This window comes from Kitasatospora sp. MAA19 (assembly GCF_029894125.1).
Taxonomy (GTDB): domain Bacteria; phylum Actinomycetota; class Actinomycetes; order Streptomycetales; family Streptomycetaceae; genus Kitasatospora.
The window spans coordinates 53742-79083 of record NZ_JARXYZ010000034.1 but is presented as its reverse complement, the minus strand read 5'-3'; the positions used below and the strand labels follow the sequence as shown (position 1 = coordinate 79083).

General features: G+C 70.7%; 12 protein-coding genes. 5 read left to right on the top strand and 7 right to left on the bottom strand.

Features of this window, described 5'->3' with window-relative positions; all coding sequences use genetic code 11:
* Nucleotides 1-504: 504 nt before the first annotated feature.
* Nucleotides 505-1065 (top strand): site-specific integrase, encoded by a 561-nt coding sequence (locus P3T27_RS33855; protein ID WP_280685109.1) that lies wholly within the window; start codon nt 505-507, stop codon nt 1063-1065.
* Nucleotides 1066-1159: 94 nt separating this feature from the next.
* Here P3T27_RS33855 and P3T27_RS33850 read toward each other — a convergent pair whose 3' ends face one another.
* Nucleotides 1160-1633, bottom strand: coding sequence for a hypothetical protein (locus P3T27_RS33850; RefSeq protein WP_280685108.1), 474 nt, complete (start codon nt 1631-1633; stop codon nt 1160-1162).
* Nucleotides 1634-1660: 27 nt separating this feature from the next.
* Nucleotides 1661-9556, bottom strand: coding sequence for an RHS repeat-associated core domain-containing protein (locus tag P3T27_RS33845; protein WP_280685107.1), 7896 nt, complete (start codon nt 9554-9556; stop codon nt 1661-1663).
* 554 nt (nt 9557-10110) lie between these two features.
* Here P3T27_RS33845 and P3T27_RS33840 point away from each other — a divergent pair.
* The 3 genes from P3T27_RS33840 to P3T27_RS33830 all read left to right on the top strand — a co-directional run bounded on the left by P3T27_RS33840 (nt 10111) and on the right by P3T27_RS33830 (nt 15915).
* A complete protein-coding gene (locus P3T27_RS33840) occupies nt 10111-13923 on the top strand; it encodes an RICIN domain-containing protein (RefSeq protein ID WP_280685106.1) in 3813 nt (1270 codons plus the stop codon).
* 178 nt (nt 13924-14101) lie between these two features.
* A complete protein-coding gene (locus P3T27_RS33835; protein ID WP_280685105.1) occupies nt 14102-14851 on the top strand; it encodes an SDR family NAD(P)-dependent oxidoreductase in 750 nt (249 codons plus the stop codon).
* On the top strand, nt 14848-15915 hold the full coding sequence (locus tag P3T27_RS33830; protein WP_280685104.1) for an S-adenosylmethionine:tRNA ribosyltransferase-isomerase: 1068 nt from the start codon (nt 14848-14850) through the stop codon (nt 15913-15915). The genes P3T27_RS33835 and P3T27_RS33830 overlap by 4 nt, the downstream gene beginning before the upstream one ends.
* 15 nt (nt 15916-15930) lie before the next feature.
* On the opposite strand, the gene P3T27_RS33825 is transcribed toward P3T27_RS33830, so the two are convergent.
* The 3 genes from P3T27_RS33825 to P3T27_RS33815 form a co-directional block, all read right to left on the bottom strand.
* Nucleotides 15931-16335 carry a nuclear transport factor 2 family protein gene (locus P3T27_RS33825; protein WP_280685103.1) on the bottom strand — a complete coding sequence of 135 codons (405 nt, stop codon included), beginning with the start codon at nt 16333-16335 and terminating at the stop codon, nt 15931-15933.
* 167 nt (nt 16336-16502) lie between these two features.
* Nucleotides 16503-20183 carry a SpoIIE family protein phosphatase gene (locus P3T27_RS33820; protein ID WP_280685102.1) on the bottom strand — a complete coding sequence of 1227 codons (3681 nt, stop codon included), beginning with the start codon at nt 20181-20183 and terminating at the stop codon, nt 16503-16505.
* A 293-nt stretch (nt 20184-20476) separates the two neighbouring features.
* Nucleotides 20477-21916, bottom strand: a complete 1440-nt coding sequence (locus P3T27_RS33815; RefSeq protein WP_280685101.1) for an MFS transporter — start codon at nt 21914-21916, stop codon at nt 20477-20479.
* A 121-nt stretch (nt 21917-22037) separates the two neighbouring features.
* On the opposite strand from P3T27_RS33815, the gene P3T27_RS33810 reads away from it, so the two are divergent.
* On the top strand, nt 22038-22580 hold the full coding sequence (locus tag P3T27_RS33810) for a helix-turn-helix domain-containing protein (protein WP_280685100.1): 543 nt from the start codon (nt 22038-22040) through the stop codon (nt 22578-22580).
* A 131-nt stretch (nt 22581-22711) separates the two neighbouring features.
* Here P3T27_RS33810 and P3T27_RS33805 read toward each other — a convergent pair whose 3' ends face one another.
* Both P3T27_RS33805 and P3T27_RS33800 read right to left on the bottom strand, forming a co-directional pair.
* Nucleotides 22712-23899: an alpha/beta hydrolase gene (locus tag P3T27_RS33805; RefSeq protein ID WP_280685099.1), complete on the bottom strand. Its 1188-nt coding sequence runs from the start codon at nt 23897-23899 to the stop codon at nt 22712-22714.
* Between the two features lie 188 nt (nt 23900-24087).
* A complete protein-coding gene (locus tag P3T27_RS33800; protein ID WP_280685098.1) occupies nt 24088-25275 on the bottom strand; it encodes a thiolase family protein in 1188 nt (395 codons plus the stop codon).
* Between the last annotated feature and the right edge of the window lie 67 nt (nt 25276-25342).

Here is a 25342-nt window from a genome sequence, read left to right as displayed (position 1 = left end):
AGGCTGTCCTCAGCTTCGTGGCCTTGCTGCGACAAGGCCACGGCGGCGGTCTTTCACCTCCGCACGGTCAAGTGGCGCCTCGTGGCGCACGAACAAGTCATCGAACCGGCGGCCGGGATCGGCCACCGCCCAACGGTGAAGCTTGGCCTGCATCTCCGATACCCTCGCTCCCGGCCCGGCCGGACCAGAACGAGGAGCATCGCCATTCGGCGACGCGTCTTCCGGCATTGCAGCGTCCCTCCCTTCTCGAAACCGCTGCCGCCCTTCCCCATGCGGCCGGCTTTCCCGACCTCGGAGTACTACGGCGGCTCCGCCCCATCCCGGACCGATCGGCGGTCGACGCGCCCAGCCCCACCCTCGCCGCTGGAAACGACGCGGAGGGCAAGACCCAGGACAGTTCCCGTGTTCACTGTGGTTCGCTCGACGAAGTAGGAGCCCGACTATGCCCCTGCGGCATCGCTGCGAGTACGCCGCAGACCTTCCTCGCAGCCTCCCTGGCAGCTCATGCCCACCACCTCGGGAGTTCCCCGCCGCCCATGGCGACGGGTGCACGCCGCCCCCAGCCCAGATCCACCAGGTTCGAGCTGGTGCCGCATCAAGGGGGTGTCACACGCCGGTTCCTCACGTACTCCTCTCCGTCCCGCTCGCCGAACCCGGACCGTCTGGCAGTACCGGCCCGTCCCGGCTTTGTCAGGGCTGCTCCCACCCTCCCCGGCGTCACCCGGATCAGGCTGCCCCCAGCTCCACCGCCCTGCTGCGACAGGGTCAGTGGCGAAGGTCTCTCACCTCCACTCGAACCACAGCGCCTCACGGCGCACCCATGATCTTCGGCACTCGGCAGCGACCCTGCTCTTGGAGCAGGGCGTCGAACTCGTCGTCATCAAGGAGCTCCTCGGCCACGCCCACATCGGCGTAACCGCCACGGTGTACGCCCACGTCCGACTCCGCCTCCAGCGCCAAGCCATCGACACGCTCAGCAACGTCCTCCGAGCCCCTGGAGACGACGGCACCGCCGAACCTGACAACAGTGGCGATCCGCCGCTTCGTGCAGCACCCGTCCGTTGACGTTGCCGTCAACCGTTACCGTCAGGACACCCAGAAGCCCCGCTGATGATCTTCAGCGGGGCTTCTGGCGTTGGCCTTCTACTACGGGCCGAAATTACAGCTCGGAGCCTGAGGTGATTCTCCGGACAATCGGATTCTCATCCAATTCTGGGATCTCTTCAACCAGCCGCGAGTGCGCCGATTGAAGAAACTCCGAGATCTTCTCCAGTAGCTCTCCAGTAGCCACCAACGCTTGCCCCGGCTTTTTTGATGAGCTCACCGAGATACTGCCGCCAGTCTGGCGAAGGCTAATGACCTCCTCGCTCTCCGTGAAGCCGAATGCCGCATCCTCCCCGTGGGAGATCCGCTCGACCACTGCACGGAGAGACAGTGCCAGATCCACGAGCGTCACGAATCGCTTCTTCGAGATGATCTCCACGTCGTCCACGACCATCTCGACGTTGACCCCGAAGTACTTGTAGCGAAGGTCAATCTCCGCAATGCCCGCAGGATCGCCCTGCTTGGCCCCATCCCAGGTCCTACGCCAGGGCGAGGCAGACTCCGGAAGGGAGAAGGAAAGGTGAATCATTTTTCTCCTCACAGGAACTTCACTCGCCTAGTACGGGAAGGCAGTCACGACTTTCCCGTCATTCACAATCACGCGAATGCTGGTCAGGTCTCCGCCTCCATTCGCCGGGCCTGCCTTGCCGACGGTGGTGCCGAAGTCCCATTCGTAAATCTGACCAGGCCGGGGCGCGCCAGTGACAGGGTCCGGCGTATTCGGCTTAGGGGTTCCTCGATTGATGGTGTCGGCGATGTTCTTACGCACCGCCTTTTCCTTCCCCGTGAAGATCCCCGCCTCGTCGTCAACCAACGCTCCACCAGGCCTGTGGCGGTCCAGAATGTGCTGCCAATCTCCGTTCTCAAGGGCTGTCTTCCCGCAAATTCCGGAATTGTGGACCAAGATCGGCGTGTTGCCAGCGAGTACATAGTACGTGTGGAGCTGGTTGATGGTCAGGTTGTAGGCAGTTTGAGAGGGAGTGCGGTAGTTCCGGACAGCCTGGACGGTGGCGAGTGTGTCGGTGGTGGAGGTCAGGAGCTGGTCGCCGATGTGGAGGTCGGCGGCGTCTGTCCACCGTTGGGTGGTGGCATTCCAGTAAGGGTGGTGCTGGGTTGAGGTGAGGTGAAGGCTCTTGGTCTGTGAGTCGGTTGGTTCGGAAGGGGTTCCGGGCTGTTGTGCTGTGGTCAGGGTGAGGTCGGTGAATTCCTGGTCGTCGGAGCCGGTGATGGTTGCGGTGACGGGCTCTGGCTTGGTGGTTCCGGTCTGCGGGTCGGTGGCGGTGGCTGTGTCGCCGGTGGTGATGTTCTCGATCGGCTTGGTGGCGCCGTCGGCCAGAAGGATCAGTGTTCCTGCCGGGAAACTATTTTTGCAGCCGAACGCGGACTCCAAGCCCTTTTCGAGCCCGCGCTCCAAGGCTTTGGCCTTGTTCCATCCGACGAGGTTCGCCGCGGTGTTGAGGCATCCCATGGCTTGGGACTTTCCGCTGCCCGCGATGCAGTCTTTCGCGTCCGTGACGCCGGTGATGTCGGCCGCGGTGTGGACGATCGCGTTCCAGGTGGCGTTGGGGACGAACGGTTTCCAGCGTGAGGTGCTGCCTGAGGGTTGAGGCTTCTTGGCGTTGAAGTTGATCTTCTGCTGGACGACAAGGGCTCCGCCCATGCCTGGGGCGCCGTAGTAGACGGTGCGGCCCCAGTCCCATCCGCCATGGTTGTCTGGCGTCCACGTCTCGGTCGTGCCGTCGGGCAAGAGGCTACTGGTGCCGCCGTACTGACCGTCGGGGCGAAGCCCGCTGGGGTCGGAGAGGTTGACGGGGTCGTTGTTGCTGTAGGCGTAGCCGTTCCACTGCTGGGGGGCGGCAGGGTCGAGGATGGGGTCGGGGCTGATGAAGCGGCCGGTGGTGGGGTCGTATTGGCGGGCGCCGAGGTTGGTGAGGCCGGTGGTTTCGTCCTTGGTGCCGCCGACGAAGCCCTTGGTGCCGGCCCAGGCCGAGGCGGTGGGCTGGTTGCCGCGGGGGTTGCCGAAGGGGTCGGTGTCCCGTCGGGTGACCGTTTGGGCGGCGTCGGTGTTGATCTGGACGCTGTCGGTGCCGTGGGGGTCCGCGGCCTGGATGAGGACGGTGCCGCCGCCGATGGGGGCGGTGACGCGGGTGTAGGTGAGGCCGCCGGGTGCGCCGATGGAGCGCACGTTGCTCATGGTGCCGGTGGCGGTGTCGAGGGTGAGTTCGTCGGTGGGCAGGAACAGGGTGGTCTTGCCGGGGCTCCGGCGCAGCAGCGGGTTGCCGTCGGCGTCGTAGAGGTAGGTGGTGGCGCCGGCCTGGCCGGTCTTGCTGTAGGAGGCGAGCTTGCCCTCGCCGTTCCAGGCCAGGGTGGCGGTGCCGCCGGTGTCGGTGACGGCGGTGGTGTTGCCCGCGGCGTCGTACTGGTAGCCGACGGTCTTGGGGCCGCCAGGGGTCGTGGTGGTGGAGGTGAGCAGGGCGTGCGGCCCGCCGGTCCCGCCGCCGGTGTTGGGTGCGGTCGTGGGGGTGTTGGTGCTCCCCATGGGACGGAAGGTCTGCGTGGTGCTGCTGCTTGCGCCGTTGCCGGTCGCGATCGTGGACCAGGCCGACCACCACTTGGTGGTGCCGTCGCGGGTGGTCTGGTTGAGCTTTCCGGCGCCCGCGACGAGGACCTTGAGGTCGGTGCCGGAGCCGGCCGCGCCGATGGCGCTAAGCGGGGCTGTCTGGCCGGCCTGACCGGCGACGTCGCCCCACTTGGACCAGGAGCCCGCGCTGTCACGTACGACGTGCCAGGGCTTGCCCTGGGCGAGCGCGACGACCTGGAGTCCGTCGTTGGTGGTGGCGAGGGCGAGTTGGCCCTGGCCGGTCTGGGCGCCGGTCAGGGCGCCGGTGACGCTGTAGACGTCGCCCCAGCCCTGTGTCTGCCAGTTGCCGTCGGGCGTGCGGACGGTGTGCCAGAGCTTCCCGCCGGCGCCGACCATGATCTCCAGGCCGGAGGCGGTGGCGGAGGCGGCGATCTGTCCGGCGGAGGACAGGGGGCCGACGACGCTGTAGACGTCGCCCCAGCCCTGTGTCTGCCAGTTGCCGTCGGGCTTGCGGACGGTGTGCCAGAGCTTCCCGCCCGAGAAGGTGAGGACCTCGAGGCCGGAGGCGGTGGCGGTCAGGGCGAGTTGGCTCGGCTGGTTGAGGGAGCCGACGACGGTGGAGACGTCGCCCCACTTCTGCCAGCGCCCGTCGTCCTGCCGAACGGTGTGCCAGATCTTGCCGTCGGCGACGGCCATGACCTGGAGTTGGCCGTTGCTCACCGCGGCCGAGACGGCGGTGACGGTCGGCAGGGTGCCGGCCTGTGCCATCAGGTCGGTGTACTGCGAGGACGTGCCGTCCTTGCCCTGGGAGCCGAGCCAGAGCGAGCCGTTCGCGAGGGCGACGGACCACGTCCGGGCGGCGTCCGAGGCGTTCGCGACCTGGGTGATCTGGTTGGTGTCGAGCGGAGCCGAGGACGTCGAGCCGTGCTGGGTGAGGCTGGTGCGGTTGCCGGTGGCGTCGTAGGTGTAGTCCTGCCAGTACGGCGACGGGCCACCGACGGTGTCGGTGCCCGATCCGGTCGGGGCCGGGCCGGTGGCGTTGTCGCAGCCGCCGACGCCGGGCACCTTGTCGGAGCTCCCGGTTCGCTGCCCGACGCCGTTGTTGTCGGTCCAGTCGGCGGTGGTGTGGGTGCCTCCCAGGTCGGTCCAGGCCCGGTTGAGTCGCCCGAGATAGTCGTACGTGAAGCACTGGGTGTCGCGGGCGGCGGCGTTCTGCAGGTTGGTGACGGAGGTGATCCGGCCGGACGGGGTGTAGGTGTAGCTCGTCTGGTCGAGGGAGACGGTGCCGGTCTGGCGGTCGATAAAGGAATTGATGACCCGCCCGGTCGCCCAGTCGTACTGCTGCCGGGAGACCACCTGATTGCCGTACTTGCCCATCGTGGTGCTGACGGGCCTGGCGAGCGCGTCGTAGGTCACCTGGGTGGCGATCGGTGTGCCAAGGCTGCTGCCGGAGAACTTGAGCACGCCGGTGATCGTGTACTGGTAGCCGATGGACTCGGCCGGCAGTCCTCCTGCAGCAGGGATGTCGACCTGCTCCAAGGCCCCGAGGATCGGATCGTAGTGGTTCGTGGTGGTGTAGGTGTTGCCCAGCGGGTTCTCGGTGTCCGGAACCATTCCGGCCCATTTCGGGTCGCTCTTGGGAATGGTGACGGACGTACCGAGGGGGCGGTAGGCGGCGTCGTAGCCGGTTACGGCCTTCGTGTAGGCCGCGCCACCGGCTCCACCGACGTAGCGGGTGGAGGAGATCAGCTGGCCGTTGACGAACTTGTCGTTGCCCAGGATGTCGTACTTCCAGGACGCCAACTGGTTCGCGGGGGCGACGCTCCCGTTGTACAGACCCGTCTTACGGCCGAGCAGGTCGTAGGAGTAGGCGAGGGTGTTGCCGTTGGCGTCGGTGGTGTGGTCGATGCGCGAGTTGACGTCGTAGAACGTCCGGGTCACGCCCGTGTCCGGGTCGGACGCGGTGACCTGCCGTCCGCGCAGGTCGTACTCGTAGGTCCAATTGTTGCCGCTGCTGTCGGTCCGCCGGGAGGCGCGGCCGCCCGGTGTGTAGCCGTAAGTGGTGATGTCCGCGTCTGCGGGGTTCCCGGTCGCGGTCGCGGTCCGGTACTGCCAGGCGGCGGAGGTGCGGCCCCGGGCGTCGGTCACGGTCGAGGTCGGCGTCGCACCGGAGGGCGGCGTGACGTCGGTGCGGTCCGCACCCGCGTACGCCGTCGAGGTGGACCATTGGCCCTTGCCGTACGACCGGAAGTCCGAGCCGACGACGCGTCCCATCCCGTCGTAGGAGGTCGCCGTCTGGCTGGGGATCTGGCCGTCCTGCACATCACCGTTGGGCGCCGCCACGAACACCGACTGGCTCGGGAAGGAACTCGCCTCGTAGTACGGGGCGTTGGTCCTGATGACCCAGCCGTGCGAGTCGTAGACGGTGTCGGTGATCAGGCGCCCGACCGGTCGGGCGGCACTGGTGCTCTGCGTCTGACGGGGCCGGCCCAGGCCGTCGAAGATCTCGATGGTGGCGGAGTAGGTGACGGCGTCGTTGTTGAGCGATTCGGTCGTGACGGCGGTGGGCTTGTCGCCGGTCATGAAGTAGCTGAACTTCTTGCTTGGCTGTTTACCTGTTGGCCGGTCCGGCGCCCACACCGCGGTGATGCGGCCCAGGGCGTCGTACTGTGCCGTGGTGACGAGGCCGTTGATGTCCGTGCTGGTCAGCGGTGAACCGCGGGCCGGGTCCTGTGTGACGGTGGTGGTCCAGCCGGCCCCCATCGGACCGGTCGTCCGGAGCTCGGTGGGCAGGGCGCCGGAGGCGGGGGTGCGGGCGACCGTCGTGACGGCGGGGGTGACCGAGGGGCCGGTCAGCTGGGCGCCGTCGCGGTTGTAGGTCGATCCGTCCGTGGTCGCGCTCGTCAGGCCCCGTCCGTAGGCGTCGAACGTCGCACTGGTGCTGTGGACGTAGACGGGGTTGCCGCTCTGGTCGAAGTGGTCGAGGACCTGGCTGCTGGTCGGATCGCCGACCGTTCCGGCCGAGCCGAAGGCCTTGCCGTCGTAGAGGGTCCGGCTGCCGGAGATCGTGTTCGCGGCCGTGGGCGCGGGTCCGCAGGGTCCCTGGATGGTGATCTGCTCGATGGCGAGGCCGAGCAGCTGGGTGGCTCCCTGATCGGCGTACCTGGTGGTCATACAGGTCTCGGGCGTGGCGGCGGTGCCGTCGCCCTTGTCGTCGACCTTGATGACGCGGTTGCCGAACTTGGGCTCGGTGGTGGTGACGACGGTGGTGGTCCGCGGGCTGCCGTCGGCCAGGGTGGCCTTGGTGACGGCGATGCTCTGGGAGTCCGCGTAACGGGCGTAGATCATCGGGGCGCCGGCGCTCTGGGCGTGCTTGGCACTGACCTCGCCGGGGGCGGGGCTGGCGATGCTGCCGGACACGCTCTGGACGGCGCCGCCCGCCTGGTCGAACACCTCGGTGGCGAGGACCTGGCCGCTCCGCCAGTTGTCGTCGGGGACGCTTCCGCCGAGGGGGTTCGCCACCTGCACACTGCGCTGCTTGTTGTCGGCCAGGTAGTCGCCGTCCATGCCGCGCAGGTAGGTGACCTTCTGCTGGGTCTTCGGCGCCTCGCCCGTGAAGGCGCTGCCGGTGGTGATGGTCACCGACTGGTAGCCGCGGAACTGGTCCCAGGTGCGGGTCTTGGGGTCGACGAACTCGGCGTCGTTGCGGTGCCAGGCCGCACCGCCGGCGTAGGAGTACTCGGTGGTCTTGACGAGGGGAGACGCGCCGGAGAGGTCCTGCTCGGTCACTACCTCGACGCGAGGCTTGTCGAACCAGTCGTTGACCGGGTCGGGTTGAGGCTGGCCGGGCAGAACAGGCTGGTACCACTTGACCGGCATACAGGCCATCGCGTTGCGATCTTCCACGGACGGCATGCGGTTCTGGTCGCGCGAACACTCGGGGTTCGTGTTGTAGATCACATTGATCTGACCGTCGGTCTCGGTCTTGATGGCCTTGATGCGCGGGCGTTTGAACATCTTCTGCGCCGGGACGAGGCCGTCGATGCGGTTGGCTCTCATGTCGTATGAGAACCGAACCGCCGGGAGGTCTTTGAGCTCCGTTTGTCCGTTGCTCGGGACGCGTTGGATCGCGTCGAGCTGCAGAAGACGCTTGGTGTCGTCCCCTGGGTTGGCGAGTTCCTGGTTGAGGTTCCAGGTGTCGACGGTGCGGTAGGCGTCACTGGCCAGGATCTGGGTACTGATCGTGGTCAGGCGCTTGGTGGTGAAGAACGTGGGCGCCGCGGCCGTGCAGGAGTTGTCGGTGCAGATCTGGTCGACTGGCGTATCGGGCCATGCGTCGGCGTTGCCCGCGCGCTTGCCCTCGGAGCAATCGATCGTAGAGTCGGGCATGCAGCGTTCCGTGACGGAGAAGACGACCTTTGCCGCCGGGTTGGCGCCTCCCTTGGCAGCCCGCTGCTCGTCCAGGCGCTGGCCGTAGCCGATCTCCTTGACGTAGCCGGCCCGCTGGTAGTCCGTGACGGTGCCGTTGCCGCCGTTCTGCGCGCGGCCGCGGCTGTACTTGTTGGTCTCGGTGGCGTACTTGTAGGTGGTCAGGTTGCCGTGGGAGTCGACCACGTAGTCGAGCTGCCAGCGCCAGGCCATCTGGCACCACGAACCGGTTCCGGTGGTCTGGTTGTAGCAGGGGTCGCCGCTGTTCGGCGAGTACACCGGTGTGGTGAGGACGGAGTTGGCGGCCGGGTCGGTGCCGTCGCCGTCGGGAAGGTGGTTGCGCCCGAAGTAGTACTGGGTGCCGTCCGGCGTGGTGATCCGCCAGTACTCCATGTCCCGGTAGTCGGTGTCGCCGGCGGCCTTCGGGGCCCCGGTGAGCTGTTCGACCTTGGAGCCGTCGTCGCTCTGCAGGTGCCAGTTCTTGCCTTCGTCATCCCACACGATGGTGCCGGAGTGGCCGCCGAGCGACAGGGTGGCGTTCTGGCCGCCCCAGCACTGGTCGACGGAGCCGGGGATGCCCGCCTTGTCGCAGCCGCGGTAGGAGCGTTCGACGTACCCGGGGTCGTAGTCCCAGCCGTCGCCGATCCACGACGGCTGGGCGTTCGTCGCGGAGGTCTTGCCGTCGACCGCGGCCGAGTTGTAGTTCAGGCCCACGGTCGGAGCGGCACCGCCCAGGGTCGGCGGGACCTGGATGGGGTAGTTGTAGGTGAAGTTCCCCGTGTTCGTCCCCGAGCTCCACGCCGCGGAGGGCGCGAGCGGGGTCGCGGCGTAGTTGCCCAGGGGGCCGTTGGGCGCGGGCGCCGAGGCGAGCAGGAGCGCCTGGCTCGGGCTGGTGCCGGCGGGCGCCGCCTGGACGCCGTCAGCGGTGAAGGAGGCCTTCACCGTGCCGTTCTGACCCGCACTCGCCGGGGCGGCCGTGGAGGGCAGGGTGACGTCGGCCGTGATCTGGCCGTCGCCGTCGAGCCTGGAGGGGACCGGTGTCTGGGTGCGGCACTCGGGCCGCTCCGGGGTCGTCAGCGCACAGGCCGGCAGTGCGACGAGCCCGGCGCGCTCCGACCAGCCCGACGCCTGAAGGGCGTTGAGGTCCAGCGTCACCGTGGCCGTGCGGCCGCCTGTGGCGGCGGGCGCCTCGGCGTCGGTCAGGGCGACGACCGGTGTGGTGACGCCGGCCGCCTTGGACTTGCCCTGGTCCGCCACCTGAACGGTGACCTTGTGGGCGCTCTCGCCGGTGCCGGTCCCGGGGGCGACCCGCACCGCCAGGGCGCCGGCCTTGGCACCGGTCGCCCCGCCCGAGGCTGGCGAGGCACCGCCGCTTGCGGAGCGTGCCGCCTTGGCCTCGGCGCTGTCGGCGCCGATCACGACCGTCTCGGTGCCCGTGACCACCGGTGCCGCTGCCTTCGAAGACCGGGTGACCGGCTGGGCCGCCGGCTGGGCCGGGGGCACCTTGAGGTCGTGGCCCGTGACCGGGACGGTACCGTCGCCCGACGGACCGTTCGGCGGAGTCCAGACTTTCCCTTCCGGCTCGGGGAACGTCCACGCCGCCGCCGGCGGCACGGAGACTCCCGCCATTGCCAAGGCGACCATGGTCGCCACCGCGGGCGATCGCCAGCGGCCTCCTGCTCGTCTTCCAGCCCGTTTGCGGGCAGGCCAAAACCCCACTGGGAACAGCACCTCAATCAATGTCGACACGACGTCATATGGACAGACTTGTCCGATGATCGAGGTGACGATAGGTGACGGCCCGACCGCGTAGCCAGGTTGTTCGACCACCATGCATGAGATGTTTATGAACTCTTGATCTACCGATCCGGCGCTTTTCGGACATGTCCGCACAAGCCGTCAACTCGTTTGACCTTCCCGCACGTCAGGGCCCATCGTTCCGACCCGAACGTCACCCCGGTGACAGGCCCTCAATGCGGAAGGATCACAGAATCGACATGTCTCTCATTTCACGTCCCGCCGTGCACACATCACCGGCACCGTCCATACGCCGCCGCACCACCCGGCTGACCGCGCTCGGAGCAAGCTGCGTCCTGAGCCTCGGGCTACTGGCCATGCCGACCACGGCTGCGGCCGACACCGCCCCGTCCACCACCCATGGGCCGGTCGGCGGAGTGCCGCCGCTGGTACCGACGTCCCCCGCGCCGCCGCGCACCCCGGTCCAGCAGGCGATGATCGACGCGATCGCCAAGGCCAAGTCGGCCGGCCAGCCCGTCGTCGTCGACGCGATGACCGACGAGGCCTCGAAGACCGTCGCCAACCCCAATGGGACGCTGACCACCACCGACAACGCCCAGCCGGTCCGCACCAAGCGCGACAAGGGGTGGACCGACCTCGACGCCACGCTGAGGTCGAATCCGGACGGCAGCATCGGTCCGGCCGTCGCGAGCATTCCGGTGGCGTTCTCCGGCGGCGGTGGCGGACCGATGGCCACCATCTCCACCACGGACGGTAAGACGCTCTCCGTCGGCGCCCCGTTCGCCCTGCCCAAGCCGACGCTGAACGGTGCGACGGCGACCTACCCGAACGTCCTGCCCGAGGTCGACCTCCAGTTGACCGCGCTGCCGGTCGGCGGCTGGCGCGACGTGATCGTCGTCCACACCCCGCAGGCCGCCGCCAGCCCGGCGCTCAAGAACCTGCGCTTCCCGATCACAGCCCAGGGGCTGACGGTCGCCTCCGATGAGCACGGCCGCATCGATGTCAAGGACGACAGCGGCGCCGTCCGCTTCCGCTCGCCCGCGCCGCTGCAGTGGGACTCCTCCCGATCGACGTCCGGTTCCGTGCCAGCCGCACCCAAGGGCGCCAAGCTCGCCGCCCCCGCCGCAGCCCCGGCCGCCGACCCGCAGCCGACTACTGGCGCACCGTCAACAGCGGAGGCGCCCGGCGACGGTGCGAACGTGGCACTGATCGGCAGCAAGGTCTCCGGCGGGGCCATTGAGCTGACCCCTGATCAGAACGCCCTCGGATCCGGCACCGGGCCCTGGTACCTCGACCCGACGCTCACCTCGGTCACCAGCGCCACCGAGGGATCGGTCGAGGTCCAGGAGAACCACCCGGGCGCGCCGAACCACAACAAGAAGACCAACCTCTCCACCGGCTACTGCGGCTACCGAAGCAGTGATCCGAGTCTGGACTGCAACCCCCTGGGTCGTCAGCGCGCCTACTTCCAGTTCAAGATCAACCCGGCGATCTCGACGAAGGTTCCCGGCGCCGAGTACCCGCCCACCGTGTTCACCTCCACGCTCTACGGCGATGTCACCGGTGCCTCCAGCCCCAGCACCGAGACCGAGCTGGGCGTCTACTGGGCCCCGCGCGGCGTCGGAGACGATACGACCTGGGATAAGCAACCGTGCGGTACGAACGGCAACGTCGTCATGGAAGGCTGCTCATTCGTCGGCAGCCAGAGCATCAAGGGCATCGGGCAGCTGGCGATCAACGTCACCGACATCATGAAGCAGGCGGCGTCCGAGACCTGGCCCACGTGGACCATTGCGATCGCACCTCGCGCCACCGAGTGGGAGAAGCTCTACCGTCACGCCATCGCCAGCAACCCGAGTGTCGTCACCAGTTACGACATCACCCCCACCGTCTGGCACCCGCGTACCAGCCCCGGCCCCGGCTTCGCGAACACCGGGACCACGGCCGAGTGCAACAGTGGCGGCGCCCACCCGTGGGACAACCCCGGCTGGGTCGGCAACAACCTGAACGTCTACCTCACCGCCAACAGCTACTCGCCGGCTGGGCAGTCCCTCTACACGGGCTACATCATGTGGGACGACAACGACCCGAACTTCCATCTTGAGCAAGGTAGTTGGGGAGGCTCCTACAATGATCCGGCAGGGTCCGTCCCGGTCGGGTCGCTGTCCGACGGCCACCAGTACGGCTGGCTCGCCCGAGCCACCGACACCTACCTGACCTCGCCCAACAGCGCGTGGTGCTACTTCCGCGTCGACCGGACCAACCCGCGCGTCAGCATCAGTTCCACCGACTTCCCGCCCTCCGGAACGCCCAACCCCACCCCAGCCAAGTACATGAACGACCGGGGGGACTTCACGATCAACGCGGAAGACCCGGCCCCCGGTCCGGGCCTTCAGGCCTCCGGCATCGCCTGTGTGCGCCTGAGCACCGACCCCACCCCGGTCGTCGGCTGGCAGTGCAAGAACGGTGAGACCTGGTCGCCTGGAGACGGGCCCTACAAGTACCAGCCTCGACAGTGGGGCACCAACACGCTGTACGCCCAGGCCATGGACATCGCCGGCAACTACAGCCAGCCCGCCGTCTACAACTTCTACGTCCCCTGGAAGCCCGGCACCCAGCCGCTGTTCGGCGACATCGACAACGACCAGAAGCCCGACATCCTCACCGTCGACAAGAACGGCGATCTGCGGATCATCGGGGGCACCGTCGATCCCGCGGGCTCGCTTGCCGCTCCTGCGGCATCAGCACCAGGCCGCAGGGACTTCAACACCACCTGGTCGGACTTCCAGCTCAGCCACCACGGCGCCCTGACGACCGAGCAGGCCGTCGACCAGATCATCGCCCACTACGCCAAGGACACAACGACCCAGCTCAAGGACGTCCTTTACCTCGTCCACAACGACGGCACAGGCCACTTCGACCAGGACGCGGTCACCAAGTTGAACCGCCCGACAACCTGCTCGACCTATGCCACCGCGACCGGGTGCCCCAATTACACCAGCGCCGGATGGAGCAACATCGCCCAGGTCGTGGCCATCGGCAGCCCGGAAGGCGAGGCCATCGGCGGGGGGTCCCCAGACCCGAACCACAAGATCATGATGTCCCAGACCTCAATCCTCACCCTGGAGAAGGACGACGCCACAAAGGGGCCCAGCCTCTACCTCTTCCAGCCCAACGCACCCAGCAACAACCTCAAGGACACGGCAACGCTCATCCCCACCTTGTCCGGCAGCTGGGCCGACTACGAGATCCTCAACCCCGGAGCCGCCAACGGCACGACCACCAGCCCCAAGGCCGGATCCTCGCCCGTCAACCAGACCACCATCTGGGCCCGGCACCGCACCAACGGCAACATCTACGCCTACGCCCTCGGATGGAACGCCGACGGGACCGTCGACTACTCCACCCTCACCCACCCCGACACCGGATTCCTGATCCTCTCCGGAGCCGACTGGACCACTGCGGCCCAGCCCCGGGTCGGCGCCGCGGACCTCAACAACGACGGCCTCCCCGACGTCTGGGCCATCGACAACAACAACGCCATCACCGTCTACCCCGGCAAGAGCAAGACGGGCACCGCCAACAAGGTCGACGGCTTCGACCCGATGCAACTCCTCGGCTACGCCGACGCCGGCGTCTCCATCCGCTCGAACAGCACCGGGCTCTGCGCCGACGCCGAGAACGGCCCCCGCAACGGGGCGGACGTGGCCGTCTACGGCTGCTGGCCGACCGCCAACCAGCGCTTCAACTTCGTCTCCGACGGCACCGTCCGGGCCGGTGGCTACTGCCTGTCCACCAAGGACAACGCCCTCGCCGACGGCACTCGCGTGATCCTCTCCGACTGCGACGACAAGACCGGCCAGAAGTGGAACGTCCGCCCCGACGGCCGCATCTACCTCCCCGCCACCGTCGACGCCGCCACCAGCCCCGCCGGCAAGTGCCTCGAACTCCCCGGCTGGGCCACCGCCCAAGGAACCCGCCTCGGCATCTACAGCTGCCCGGGGCTCCAGGCCAACCAGCAGTGGACCCTGTACCCCGAACGCACGCCCTGACGGACCGCACCACCTGCGCCCCTGCGGGCGTGGCCCCCGGCCCGGGGCGGGGCGACACCACGCCCCTCCCCGGGCCGGCGCGTATCAGTTCCTCCCGGCGGTCTAGGCCCAAGGGACGAGCGGGTCCCGGTTCCGGCGGCCGATCCGTCGCCGTCTCCGGCGGGGGGATGGTGGGGTCATGAACGCAGCACAGCACACCGCCCCCGCCCCCGTCGCCGTGGTCACCGGTGCCTCTCGGGGGCTCGGCCTGGCGCTTGCCCGGGCTCTCGCCGCCGACGGCTGGCAGTTGGTGATCACCGCTCGTGGCGCGGCCGAACTCGCGGCCGCCGAGGCGGATCTGGCCGCCGTGACCGAGGTCGTCGCCCTGTCCGGGTCGATCGTCGACGACGACCACCGCGCTCATCTGGCCGAGGCCGCCGACGGGCTCGGCGGCGCGAGCCTGCTGGTGAACAACGCCGGTACGCTCAACGGCGCCGCCACCCCCGGGGCCGAACCGCTGCCCCGGCTGGCGGACTTCCCGCTGCCGGACCTGCTGGAGACCTTCGAGGTCAACGCGCTGGCGCCGATCGCGCTCACCCAGCTCGTCCTGCCGCAGCTGCGCGCCCGCGTCGGCGCCGTGCTCAACATCAGTTCGGACGCCGCCGTGGTGCCCTACCTCGGCTGGGGCGGGTACGGCGCCAGCAAGGCGGCGCTGGACCTCGCCACCGCCGTACTCGCCGGCGAGGAGCCGGAGTTGCGGGTGTGGGCGGTGGATCCGGGCAGCATGCGCACCCGGATGCTGCAGGAGGCCGGCCCCGGCGAGGACATCTCCGGCGAGCCGCTGCCCGAGGAGGTGGTGCCGGTGCTGCTCGGCCTGCTCCACGACCGCGCCCCCTCCGGTCGCTACCGCGCGGAGGAGCTGGCGGCCGTGGTCCGGGGTGGGCGGTGACCACGCTCACGGAGCTCGGTCTCGACGTCACCGTCCCGCCCGAACTCTCCGCCCGGGCACCGGCGGAGGCGCTCGGCGGGGCGCGGGACGGCGTCCGGATGATGGTCGGCCGGCGCGATCGGGGGAGCGCGGAGCACCACCGCTTCACCGACCTGCCCGAGGTGCTGCGCGCGGGCGACCTGCTCGTGGTCAACAACTCGGCCACCCTCCCGGCCGCGCTGTCCGGCCGGTTGCCCGACGGCACGCCGGTCGCGCTGCACCTGTCGTCCGCGCAGCCCGACCGGCGCGACGCCCATCTGGTCGAGGTGCGGCGGGTGGTGCCGGGGCAGGCGGCCGCGTACTACCCGCCGGCCGAGTCGCCGGCCGGCCCGGGCCTGCGGGTCGCGCTGCCCGCCGGCGGTGCGGCCGAGCTGGTGGCGCCGTTCACTGCCCGTCTCTGGTACGCCCAACTCGCCCTACCCGCGCCGCTGTTGCCCTATCTGGAGCTGCACGGCAAGGCGATCAGGTACGGCTACGTGGACCGGGACTGGCCGATCGCGGCCTACCAGACGGTCTTCGCGACCGCCCCCGGAAGCAGTGAAATGCCCAGTGCGGGGCGGCCGTTCAGCGCCGAGGTGGTGGCCCGGCTGGCGGGCCACGGGGTGCTGGTCGCGCCGGTCACCCTGCACACCGGGGTGGCCTCGCCGGAGGCGCACGAGGCGCCGTACGCCGAGTGGTTCCAGGTCCCGGCGGCCACCGCCCGGCTGGTCGGGCACGTCCGGGCGGGCGGCGGTCGGGTGATCGCCGTCGGCACCACGGTGGTGCGCGCCCTGGAGTCGGCCGCCGCGCCGGACGGCACCGTCCAGGAGGCCGACGGCTGGACGGAGTTGGTGATCACGCCGGCGCGCGGGGTGCGCGCGGTCGACGGTCTGCTCACCGGCTGGCACGAGCCCCGGGCCTCGCACCTGCTGATGCTGGCCGCCGTGGCCGGGCGCCCACTGCTGACCGCCTGCTACCGGGCGGCCGTCCGACACCGCTACCTCTGGCACGAGTTCGGCGACGTGAACCTGCTGCTGCCGGACTGACCGCGCAGGCATCGTTCAGGCCAGCAGGGTCCGCGCGACGTGGTCGGTGTCCAGGTACTCGCGGACGGCGGTGATCCGGCCGTCCTCCACGGTGAAGACGCCCAGGCAGTGGTTCTCGTACGCGGCGCCGTTGGCGGCGGTGCCCTTGGTGGTCCACTCGGCGACGGCCTGCGGGCCGTCGGCGAGCACCTGGGTGAGGGTGATCTCGGGCAGACCGTCGGGGGCGAAGAGGGTGCCGACCCGGCCGAGGAAGTCGCCGAAGATCTCCTGCTTGCCCCGCCAGGTGCGGGACAGCGCCAGGTCTCCCGGGTAGGCCCAGGTGGCGTCCTCGGCGAACAGCGCGATGGCGGCCTCGCGCTCGCCCGCGGCGAGGAAGGTGACGTAGTCGGTGACGACGGTGCGGGCGTCGCTCTGCTGCATGATGACTCCTCCGGTGCGACCGGTCGGGACTGTCCCGCCGTGGCACCAGGAAATCCGTTCGGTGCCCGGACCGGCCAACAACCGCACCGCGCGAGCGACAACCAGCCGTTGTGATCGCAGGTCGGGATGCTTGGTAGCAGGTAGCAGGTAGCAGGTCGCAGGCCGCGCTAATCGGCCGAGCTGCCCGGGGGCAGTTCCAGCTCGAACCAGACCACCTTGCCGTCCTTGGTGCGGCGGCTGCCCCAGCGGTGTGCGAGCTCGTTGACGAGGTGGATGCCGCGCCCGCCCTCGTCGTCGGCGCGGGCGCGGCGGATCCGGGGCGCCTCGCTCTCCTGGTCGGCGACCTCGACGGTGAGCGTCCGGTTGCAGAACAGCCGCAGCTGGGTGGGGGATCCGGCGTGCACCAGGGCGTTGGTGATCAGCTCGCTGGTGAGCAGCTCGGCCCAGTCGATGAGCGGTTCGAGGCCCCAGGCGGACAGCGTCTCGCGGGTGAAGCGGCGCGAGTGGGCGACCATCGAGTGGTCGCCGGTGAGCGGCAGGCTGGCGATCCGGTCCGCGTCGGCCGGCCGGACCTGCGCCATGATGATGGCGATGTCGTCCTCGCTGGTGCGTCCGGTGAGTTCGGTCAGTACGGCGTCGCAGGTCTGCTCCAGTGAGCGGCGGCGGTCGGCGATCGTCCGGCAGAGCAGCTCCAGGCCCGCGTCGATGTCGCGGCCCCGGCGCTCGACCAGTCCGTCGGTGTAAAGGGCCAGGATGGCCTCCTCGGGGAGGGTGAACTCCACGTTCTCGAACGGGACTCCGCCGACTCCGAGCGGCACGCCGGGCGGGAGTTCGACCAGGTGCGCCCGCCCCTGCTGGTCGGCGACGACGGGTGGCAGGTGGCCTGCGCAGGCGGCGATGCAGTGGCGGTCCACCGGGTCGTACACCACGCAGACGCAGGTGGCGAACTGGCCCTCGCCGAGTGCGGCGGTGGCCTCGTCCAGCCGGTGCAGGACGCGGTTCGGGTCCAGGTCGAGGGTGATCAACGTGCGGGCGACGGTGCGGAGTTGCCCCATGGTGGCGGCGGCCCGGATGCCGTGGCCCATCACGTCGCCGACGATCAGGGCGACCCGGCCGGAGGACAGCGGGACGACGTCGAACCAGTCGCCGCCGACCTCGCTGACCACGCTGCTGGGCAGGTAGCGGTAGGCGATCTCCAGGCCGAGGGTGCGGTGGATCTCCTGTGGCAGCAGGCTGCGTTGGAGGGTGAGCGCGGTGTCCCGCTCGCGTCGGTAGAGCCGGCCGTTGTCGATCGCGAGGGCGGTGCGCGCGGCGAGCTCCTCGGCCAGCGAACGGTCCGCCTGGTCGAACGGCTCGGGGTTGTGGGTGCGGACGAACTCGGCGCCGCCGAGCACGAGTCCGCGTGCCACCAGCGGTACCATCAGGTACGAGTGGAGGCCGGCGGCCAGCCCCGGTTCGACCCGGTCGGGCGAGGCGACGATCCGGCGCAGCTCCTCCTCGGTCACCTCGGAGACCAGGATCGAGCGCCGGCTGCGCAGGCTCTGCGCGTACAGCTGGGCGGACTGCGAGGTCTCGCCGATCTGGTCGGAGGCCTCGGTCATGGTGCCGTCCGGGGCGTACCCGCCGACGGCCACCGCCCGCATCAGCACCGGACCGTTCTCCGGGACGGCGTCGGGCTCCTCGCCGCCGAGCACCGCGTCGCGCAGGTCGACGGTGACGAAGTCGGCGAAGCGCGGGATCACCATCTCCACCAACTCCCGGGCGGTGCGGTGCAGATCGAGGGTGGTGCCGATCCGGGTGCTGGCCTCGTTGAGCAGCGACAGCCGCTGCTGCGCGGCCCTGGCCTCGTCCAGCGCCTGCTTCCGGGCGGCGGCCGCGTCGCGCTCGCGGGTGAACAGCAGCGCGTTGTCGATCGACACGGCGGCTCGCACCGCCAACTCCCCGGCCAGCGCCACGTCGTCGTCCTCGTAGGGGCGGTCCATCACGGTGCGGTAGAAGCCGGCGACGCCGACCGCGGAACCGCGCGCGATCAGCGGCACGACCAGGATGGAGCGCACGTTCTGATCCCGTATCGCCGCGGCGCGCATCGGGTCGTTGGCGAACCAGGCCATCCCCTCTGCGTCCATCCGCGGCACCAGCACCGGCTTGCGGTGCGCCAGGCACCACGCGTACGGCGAGCCGGTCAGGAAGCGGTGCACCCCGCCGGTGCGGGCGATCGGCCGCAGGGTGGAGCCCGGCGCCGCGTGGAAGGCCATCCGTCGCAGCAGCGCCGAGCCGTCCTCCGGGGCGCGGGCCTCGCGCTCGCCGCGGACGAGGTCCTCCAGCACCTCCACCACCACGGCGTCGGCCAACCGGGGTGTCGCCACCTCGGCCAACTCCTTTGCGGTCTGGGCGAGATCGAGAGTGGTGCCGATCCGGGCGGACGCCGCGTTGACCAGCGCCAGCCGCTCCTGGGCGGCCTTCGCCTCGCGCAGCGCCTGCTGCCGGGCCAGCACGGTCTGGTGCTGGCGCAGGTACAGCCGGGCGTTGTCGATCGCGACGGCGGCCCGCGAGGCCAGCTCGTCGCCGAGGGTGATGTCGGCCTCCGCGAAGGACTCCCGATCGCCGCGCCGCGAGTACACCACCATGCCGAGCGTGGTGCCGCGCGCCCGCAGCGGGGTGATCCGCACCGAGCGCGGCCGTTCGCCGCGGTAGGCCTGGAGGCGGCGCTCGGTGATGCTGTCGCTGAGTAGCGGAAGCTCCCAGGACGGCACCACCACCGTCCGCCCGGTGGCCAGCGCCCGGGTGTACGGGGAGTCCGGCGGCAGCTCGTACAGCGAGTCCACGGGCAGCATCTCGGCCGGGTACAGCGGGTCGGTGCTGGACAGGGCCAGTCGGCGGACCAGCTGCGGCGTGGCAGGGTCGGGCGGGTCGACGTGCCGCCCGGCGACCAGCGCCTCCAGGGCGAACACCCCGCTGATGTCGGCCACCCTGGGCACCATCGCCTCGGCCAGCTCCCGGGCGGTCTGCCGCAGGTCGAGCGTGGTGCCGATGGAGGCGGTCGCGTCGACCAGCAGGGCCAGCCGCTCCTGGGCCCGCGCCGCCCGGGCGTCGGCGCGGAACCGCTCGGTGATGTCGATGACGGTGGTACTGACGCCGAGCACCCGCCCACCGGGCTCCTCCAGCCGGAAGTACGAGGCGGACCACGCGTGGTCGTGCCGCAGGTCACCCGGGGTACGGCCGTGCGAGCGGGTGTCCACGACCGGCCTGCCGTTCTCCAGCACCCGCCGCATCACCGCCTCGGCCTCGGCGCCGTTGATTCCGGGGAGCACCTCGGTGAGCCGGTGGCCCAGGTGCTCCCCGGCGGGCAGGCCGTTTGCCCGGGCCAGCGCCTCGTTCAGCCGGACGAAGCGCAGCTGGGTGTCGAACACGCCCATGCCGACCGGGGACTGGTTGAAGAAGCCGTCGAGCACGGCCAGATCCGCCTGGATCCGCCGCAGCGTGGTCACCTCGGAGGCGACGGCCAGCACCAGCAGGCGGCCGTCGGGCCCGGTGATCGGGTAGGTACGGAACTCCAGGTTCACCAGGTGTCCGTCCCGGTGCCGGACCGGAAACACACCGGACCAGGCCCGGCCGCTCAGGATCTGCTGGAACAGCTCCAGCACCGCGGGCCGGTGCTCGTCGGCGACCACCAGCTTGGCGGCCTTGGCGCCGACGGCCTGTTCCGGGGAGTAGCCGAGCAGCGCCTCCGCGTCGCTGCTCCAGTGCAGGATCCGCCCGTCGGCCTCGACCAGCGCCGTCGCGATCGGCATCATCAGCAGGGCGTCCTGCTGCGGCTCGCCCCGGTGCTGCTCGTTGTCGTTCACCATGGCCAGAGAACCGTCCGGAGATCGTTTCAACCAGCCCTGCCATCTTCGCACGCGGCCCCGGCGGACCGCTCACCGTAGCGGCAGCAGGTCTTCAGGTAGTAGTCCGCCGACTGGTCGGGCTCGCAGGGCAAGGACCGCACGCGGTAGCGGCCGGGCGGGACGTCGACGGTGAGGTACTCGCCGCTCGTGACGATCCGCTCACCCTCGTGCAGGGACGTGGGCGTGCGGACAGCCGGCAACGGGCCCGCGCGCACAGGAGGTCGGCCGGTCCGATGTCCCGCGGATGCGGCGTCTCACGGTGCCGCGACCCGTTCCCGGGCCTCGGCGGCGCGGGCGGCCAGGGCGAGCAGTGCGCCGACCAGGCAGAGGCTGGCGGCGACCAGTACGGCCCGGTCCGCGCCCGCCGCCAGGGCGCGCGCCGCGGCCTCGCGGCCGGGGCCTCCAGGCGGGGCCGAGCCGACGACGGCCACCGTCACCGCCACGCCGAGCGCCGAACCCATGTACCGGGAGGTGTTGTTGGCACCCGATCCCATGGCTGCCCGGTGCGCCGGGACGCTGCCGACCGCCAGCCGGGCGAGCGCCGCGTTGAGCACCCCACTGCCGATACCCGCCACCGCGAGCCCCGGTGCGAGCCGCAGCCAGGTGGAGCCCGGCGTCAGCCCGTACAGGCCCGCCTGGCCCAGGCCGCAGACCGCGAGCCCGACGGCGACCTGTGCGGTGGCCGACAGGTGCGCCGCCAGTCGCCGGGCCTGCAGCGCGGACAGCACCGACAGTCCCGACCAGAGCGCCAGCACCCCGCCCGCCGCCAGGCCGGACAGGCCCAGCACGCCCTGGAGGAGGGTCGGCAGGTAGCTCATGAAGCCGACCAGCGAGAGCCCGGTGAACAGAGCCCCGCCGGTGGCGGCGACGAAGCCGGGGCTGCGGAACAGCGCGAGGTCCAGCATCGGCTCCCGGACCTTCGCCTCGACCAGTCCGAACAGCGCCAGCAGCAGCACCCCGAACACCAGCAGGGCGACGACCACCGGCCGCCCCCAGCCGCCACGGCCCTCGGCCAGCCCGGCGATCAGGCAGGACGTCCCGGCGGCCAGCGTCAGCACCCCGTACGGGTCGAGGGCGCGCGGTCGCTCGGCCCGCGACTCGGTGAGGACGGCGGCCGAGTAGGCCGCCACGGCCGCCGAGACGACCGCGATCCCGCCGCTGACCGCGCGCCAACCGGCGTGCTGCTCGACCAGCGCGCCGTACACCGGGCCGACCGCGATGCCGAGGCCGACGGCGGCGCCCCAGACCCCGAGCGCCCGGATCCGGCCCGGCCCGGGCGGGTGGGCGTGGCTGATCAGGCCGAGCGCGGGCGCCAGGACGGCGGCCGAGGCGACGCCGAGGAGCACCCGGGCGGCCAGGTAGACGGCGCCGCCGGGGGCCAGCGCGGCCAGCGCCTCGGCGGCGGCGAACAGCAGCACGCCGAAGGTGAAGACCCGTTTGCGGCCGTGGTCGTCGGCGGCGCTCCCTGCGGTGAGCAGCAGCGCGGAGATGCCGATCAGGGTGCCGGTGAGGATCCAGGTCCGCCCGGCGGTTCCCAAATGGGCGGCCTGGGCGGTGGCGGCGAGCGAGGCGGTGGGGGCGGTGTAGGCGATGGTGACCAGCGCGGTCGCGGTCGCGGTGGCGGCCAGGGTGGCACCGGGCCGGGCGGGCGCGGCGGCGGTGGCGGGGGAGGAGCCGGGCGGTGCGGGAGGCATGGGTGTCCCCTCCGGGGCGCGGACCTATAGGTCTGGTGAATGAACCTTTGTCTCGATCGGTACGCTACCATCATTGGTCTGTTCATTGAACCTATTGGGCGAGTGGACTAGGCTGGCCCGCATGGCGCTGGGAACCGACTACGAACAGCAGGACTGCGCACTGGCCCGCGCCCTGGAGGTGGTCGGCGAACGCTGGAGCCTGCTGATCGTCCGCGACGCCTTCTACGGTGTGCAGCGCTTCAACGACTTCCTCGCCCATCTCGGCATCCCCCGCGCCGTCCTCACCGCCCGCCTCAACGCCCTGGTCGCGGCCGGTGTGCTGCGCAAGGAGCCGTACCGGCAGGCACCGCTGCGCCACGGCTACCTGCTCACCGGGGCCGGCCTCGAACTGTGGGGGCCGCTCTACCAGTTGAGCCGCTGGGGTGGTCGGCACGCGACTGCGGGCGGCGCGCACCACCTGTTCGCGCACGCCGTCTGCGGCGCCGACCTGGACGTCGTCGGCTCCTGTCCGCGCTGCGGCGGCGGGCCCGTGCCGCCGGCCGAGGTCGTGATGCGCCCCAACCCCGCCCGCACCGGCGGCCGCTGGGACGATCCGGTCTCCCGGGCCCTGGTCCGCCCGCACCGGCTGCTCGAACCGATCGCCTCGGCGGCGGTGCCCGCGTAGCGACGGGCGGCGCACGCCGACGCGGCCGCCGGCGGGCTGCCGGCGGCCGCGTTCAGAGAGCGGGCGGTCTTCGGGGAAGGGAGCCCAGGGGCTCTCAGGGGGCGCCCAGGCGTGGCGCTCAGGGGTGGCGCTCAGGGGTGGAAGAGCACCTCCGGGTTGGCGGTGGTCGGCCCGTCGAGGAGCGGCTGCGGCACACCCTTCAGCTGCAGGTCGAAGAAGGCCGCCACGTACGCGCGGGTGAGCTCGATGCCCCGCTGGCCGGACATCGTGGTGCCGGGAGGCTGGGGCAGGCCGAGCTTCTCGAAGAACAGCGGGAAGTCGGTGAACGTGCCGTGGTTGGAGCCCGCGACGGTCAGCCAGCGCTTCCAGCCGTCGAGGTTGGGCCAGCTCTTCGACCAACTGATGTCCTCGTCGCCGCCGGGCAGCGGGTGGCCGATCATCAGGAAGGGCTTGCCACCGATGCCGGCGGCGGGGACCAGGACGTCCATACTGCCGTCCAGGTCCGCCCCGGCCCGGATCCGGTCGTCGGTGAGCAGGGCCGGGACGGCCGAGGCGCCGCCGGCCGAGTGCCCGGCCATGCCGATCCGGTCGCGGTCGATCATGCGGGCGTAGCGCCAGGCCGGGTGGGGGCGGGCGGTCAACTGGTCGATGACGAAGGAGACGTCCTTCGCCCGGCTCTCGTCCAGACCCGCCCAGGACTCCGGGGTCGTCAGCTTGTTGCACATGACGCACGGGAGCGTCTGCCCGTCGGGAAAGGTCGTCCCGGTGTTCTCGTAGGTGTGGTCGACCAGCGCGACGACGTACCCGTGGCTGGTCAGGTCCTCGGCGAGGCTGGTCAGCGAGGCCCGCGGCATGGTGAAGCCGGGTGACAGCACCACCATCGGGAAGTGGCCGCCCTGCGGGCGCGCGTCGGACTTCGCCCAGGTCCGGGTGCCGGTCACCGCCTCGGTCGGGATGGTGTTGCCCTCGATCTTCCCGTCCAGCAGCATCCGGGCTGCCGCCGAGGTCATGTACGGTGCCGCGCTGCCCGTCCCGGCCTTCGCCGGGTAGTACATCGACACCATCAGCTGGCGTGGACCGGCCGAGGGGACCCACGGGTCCGGGCGGTTCTGGTCCACCAGGTGCAGGACCTCCTGCCCGACCGCGTACGGGCCGGTCGGACGCGGGAGATCGACGTGGACGGTGTTCGGGGCGGTCGGGGTGGCGGAGGCACCGGCCGGAGCGGCGGGCGCGGCCAGGGCCGGCACCGCGGCGGCGAGGGAGAGGGGCAGGGCGAGCAGCAGGGCCGCCGCGGCTGCGGTGGTGCGAAGTCGACTCATGTGAGCGACGGTAGGTCGGGGGCAGGCAAGTTGACGTCCCCTCAGCGATGGAGAGATCCCTTCCGGGGCGTGCGGGTGCGGACCCTTAGGGGGCGGCCGGGATCAGGGAGCCTCCGACCCGATCCGCGTCGCACGCCCGACGGGAACGGTCGGACACGCCCGGTGGGGCCCGCCCGGTGGGACACGCCCTAATCGAGCGCCTCCAGGATCGTCGCGTTGGCCAGACCACCCGCCTCGCACATGGTCTGCAGCCCGTACCGGGCGCCGCGTCGGCGCATCTCGTGCACCAGGGTGGTCATCAGCCGGGTGCCGCTGGCGCCGAGCGGGTGGCCGAGGGCGATCGCGCCGCCGTTGACGTTGACCTTCGCCGGATCGGCGCCGGTCTCCTGGAGCCAGGCCAGGACGACGCTGGCGAAGGCCTCGTTCACCTCGAACAGGTCGATGTCGGCGAGCGAGAGCCCGGAGCGCCGCAGGACCTGCTCGGTGGCGGGCAGCACGCCGGTGAGCATCAGCAGCGGATCGGAGCCGGTGACCGCGAAGGAGTGCAAGCGCGCGAGCGGGCGCAGGCCGAGCCGGGCGGCGGTCTCACTGCTGGTGATCAGCACGGCGGAGGCGCCGTCGTTGATCGGACTGCTGTTGCCCGCCGTCACCGACCAGGTGATCTGCGGGAAGCGCTCGGCGAAGGCCGGATCGGCGAAGGACGGCCGCAGGCCGGCCAGCACCTCGGGTGTGGTGCTCGGGCGCACCGACTCGTCCGCCGCCACCAGCCGGCCGTCACCCGTCGGCACCGGGGCCAGCTCGGCCTCGAACCGGCCGTCCGCGTGGGCCCGCGCCGCCTTGGTGTGCGAGGCGGTGGCGAACTCGTCCATCGCCTCGCGCGAGATCGACCACTTGGCGGCGATCAGCTCGGCGCTGACGCCCTGCGGGATCAGCCCGCCCGGGTAGCGGGCGGCGACCGCGGCGCCGAACGGGTCCGCTCCCGGCGGCACGTTGGACCACATCGGCACCCGGCTCATCGACTCGATCCCGCAGGCCACCGCCAGGTCGTAGGCCCCCGCGATGACGCCCTGCGCGGCGAAGTGGACGGCCTGCTGGGAGGAGCCGCACTGCCGGTCGACGGTGGTCGCCGGGACGGACTCCGGGAACCCGGCGGCGAGCCAGGCGTAGCGGGTGGTGTTCATGGCCTGCTCGGAGACCTGGTCGACACAGCCGCCGATGACATCGTCCACCAGGGCCGGGTCGACGCCGCTGCGCCCGATGAGCGCCTGAAGGGTGTGGGCGAGCAACTCCACCGGGTGGACACCCGAGAGCGCCCCTCCCGGCTTGCCCTTCCCGACGGGGGTACGGACTGCTTCGACGATCACGGCGTCGCGCATGGCGGTCGCCTTTCCTGTGAGGGCGTGCGGGATCAGTTGGAGAACCGAACCCACTGTAGAGCGGTGA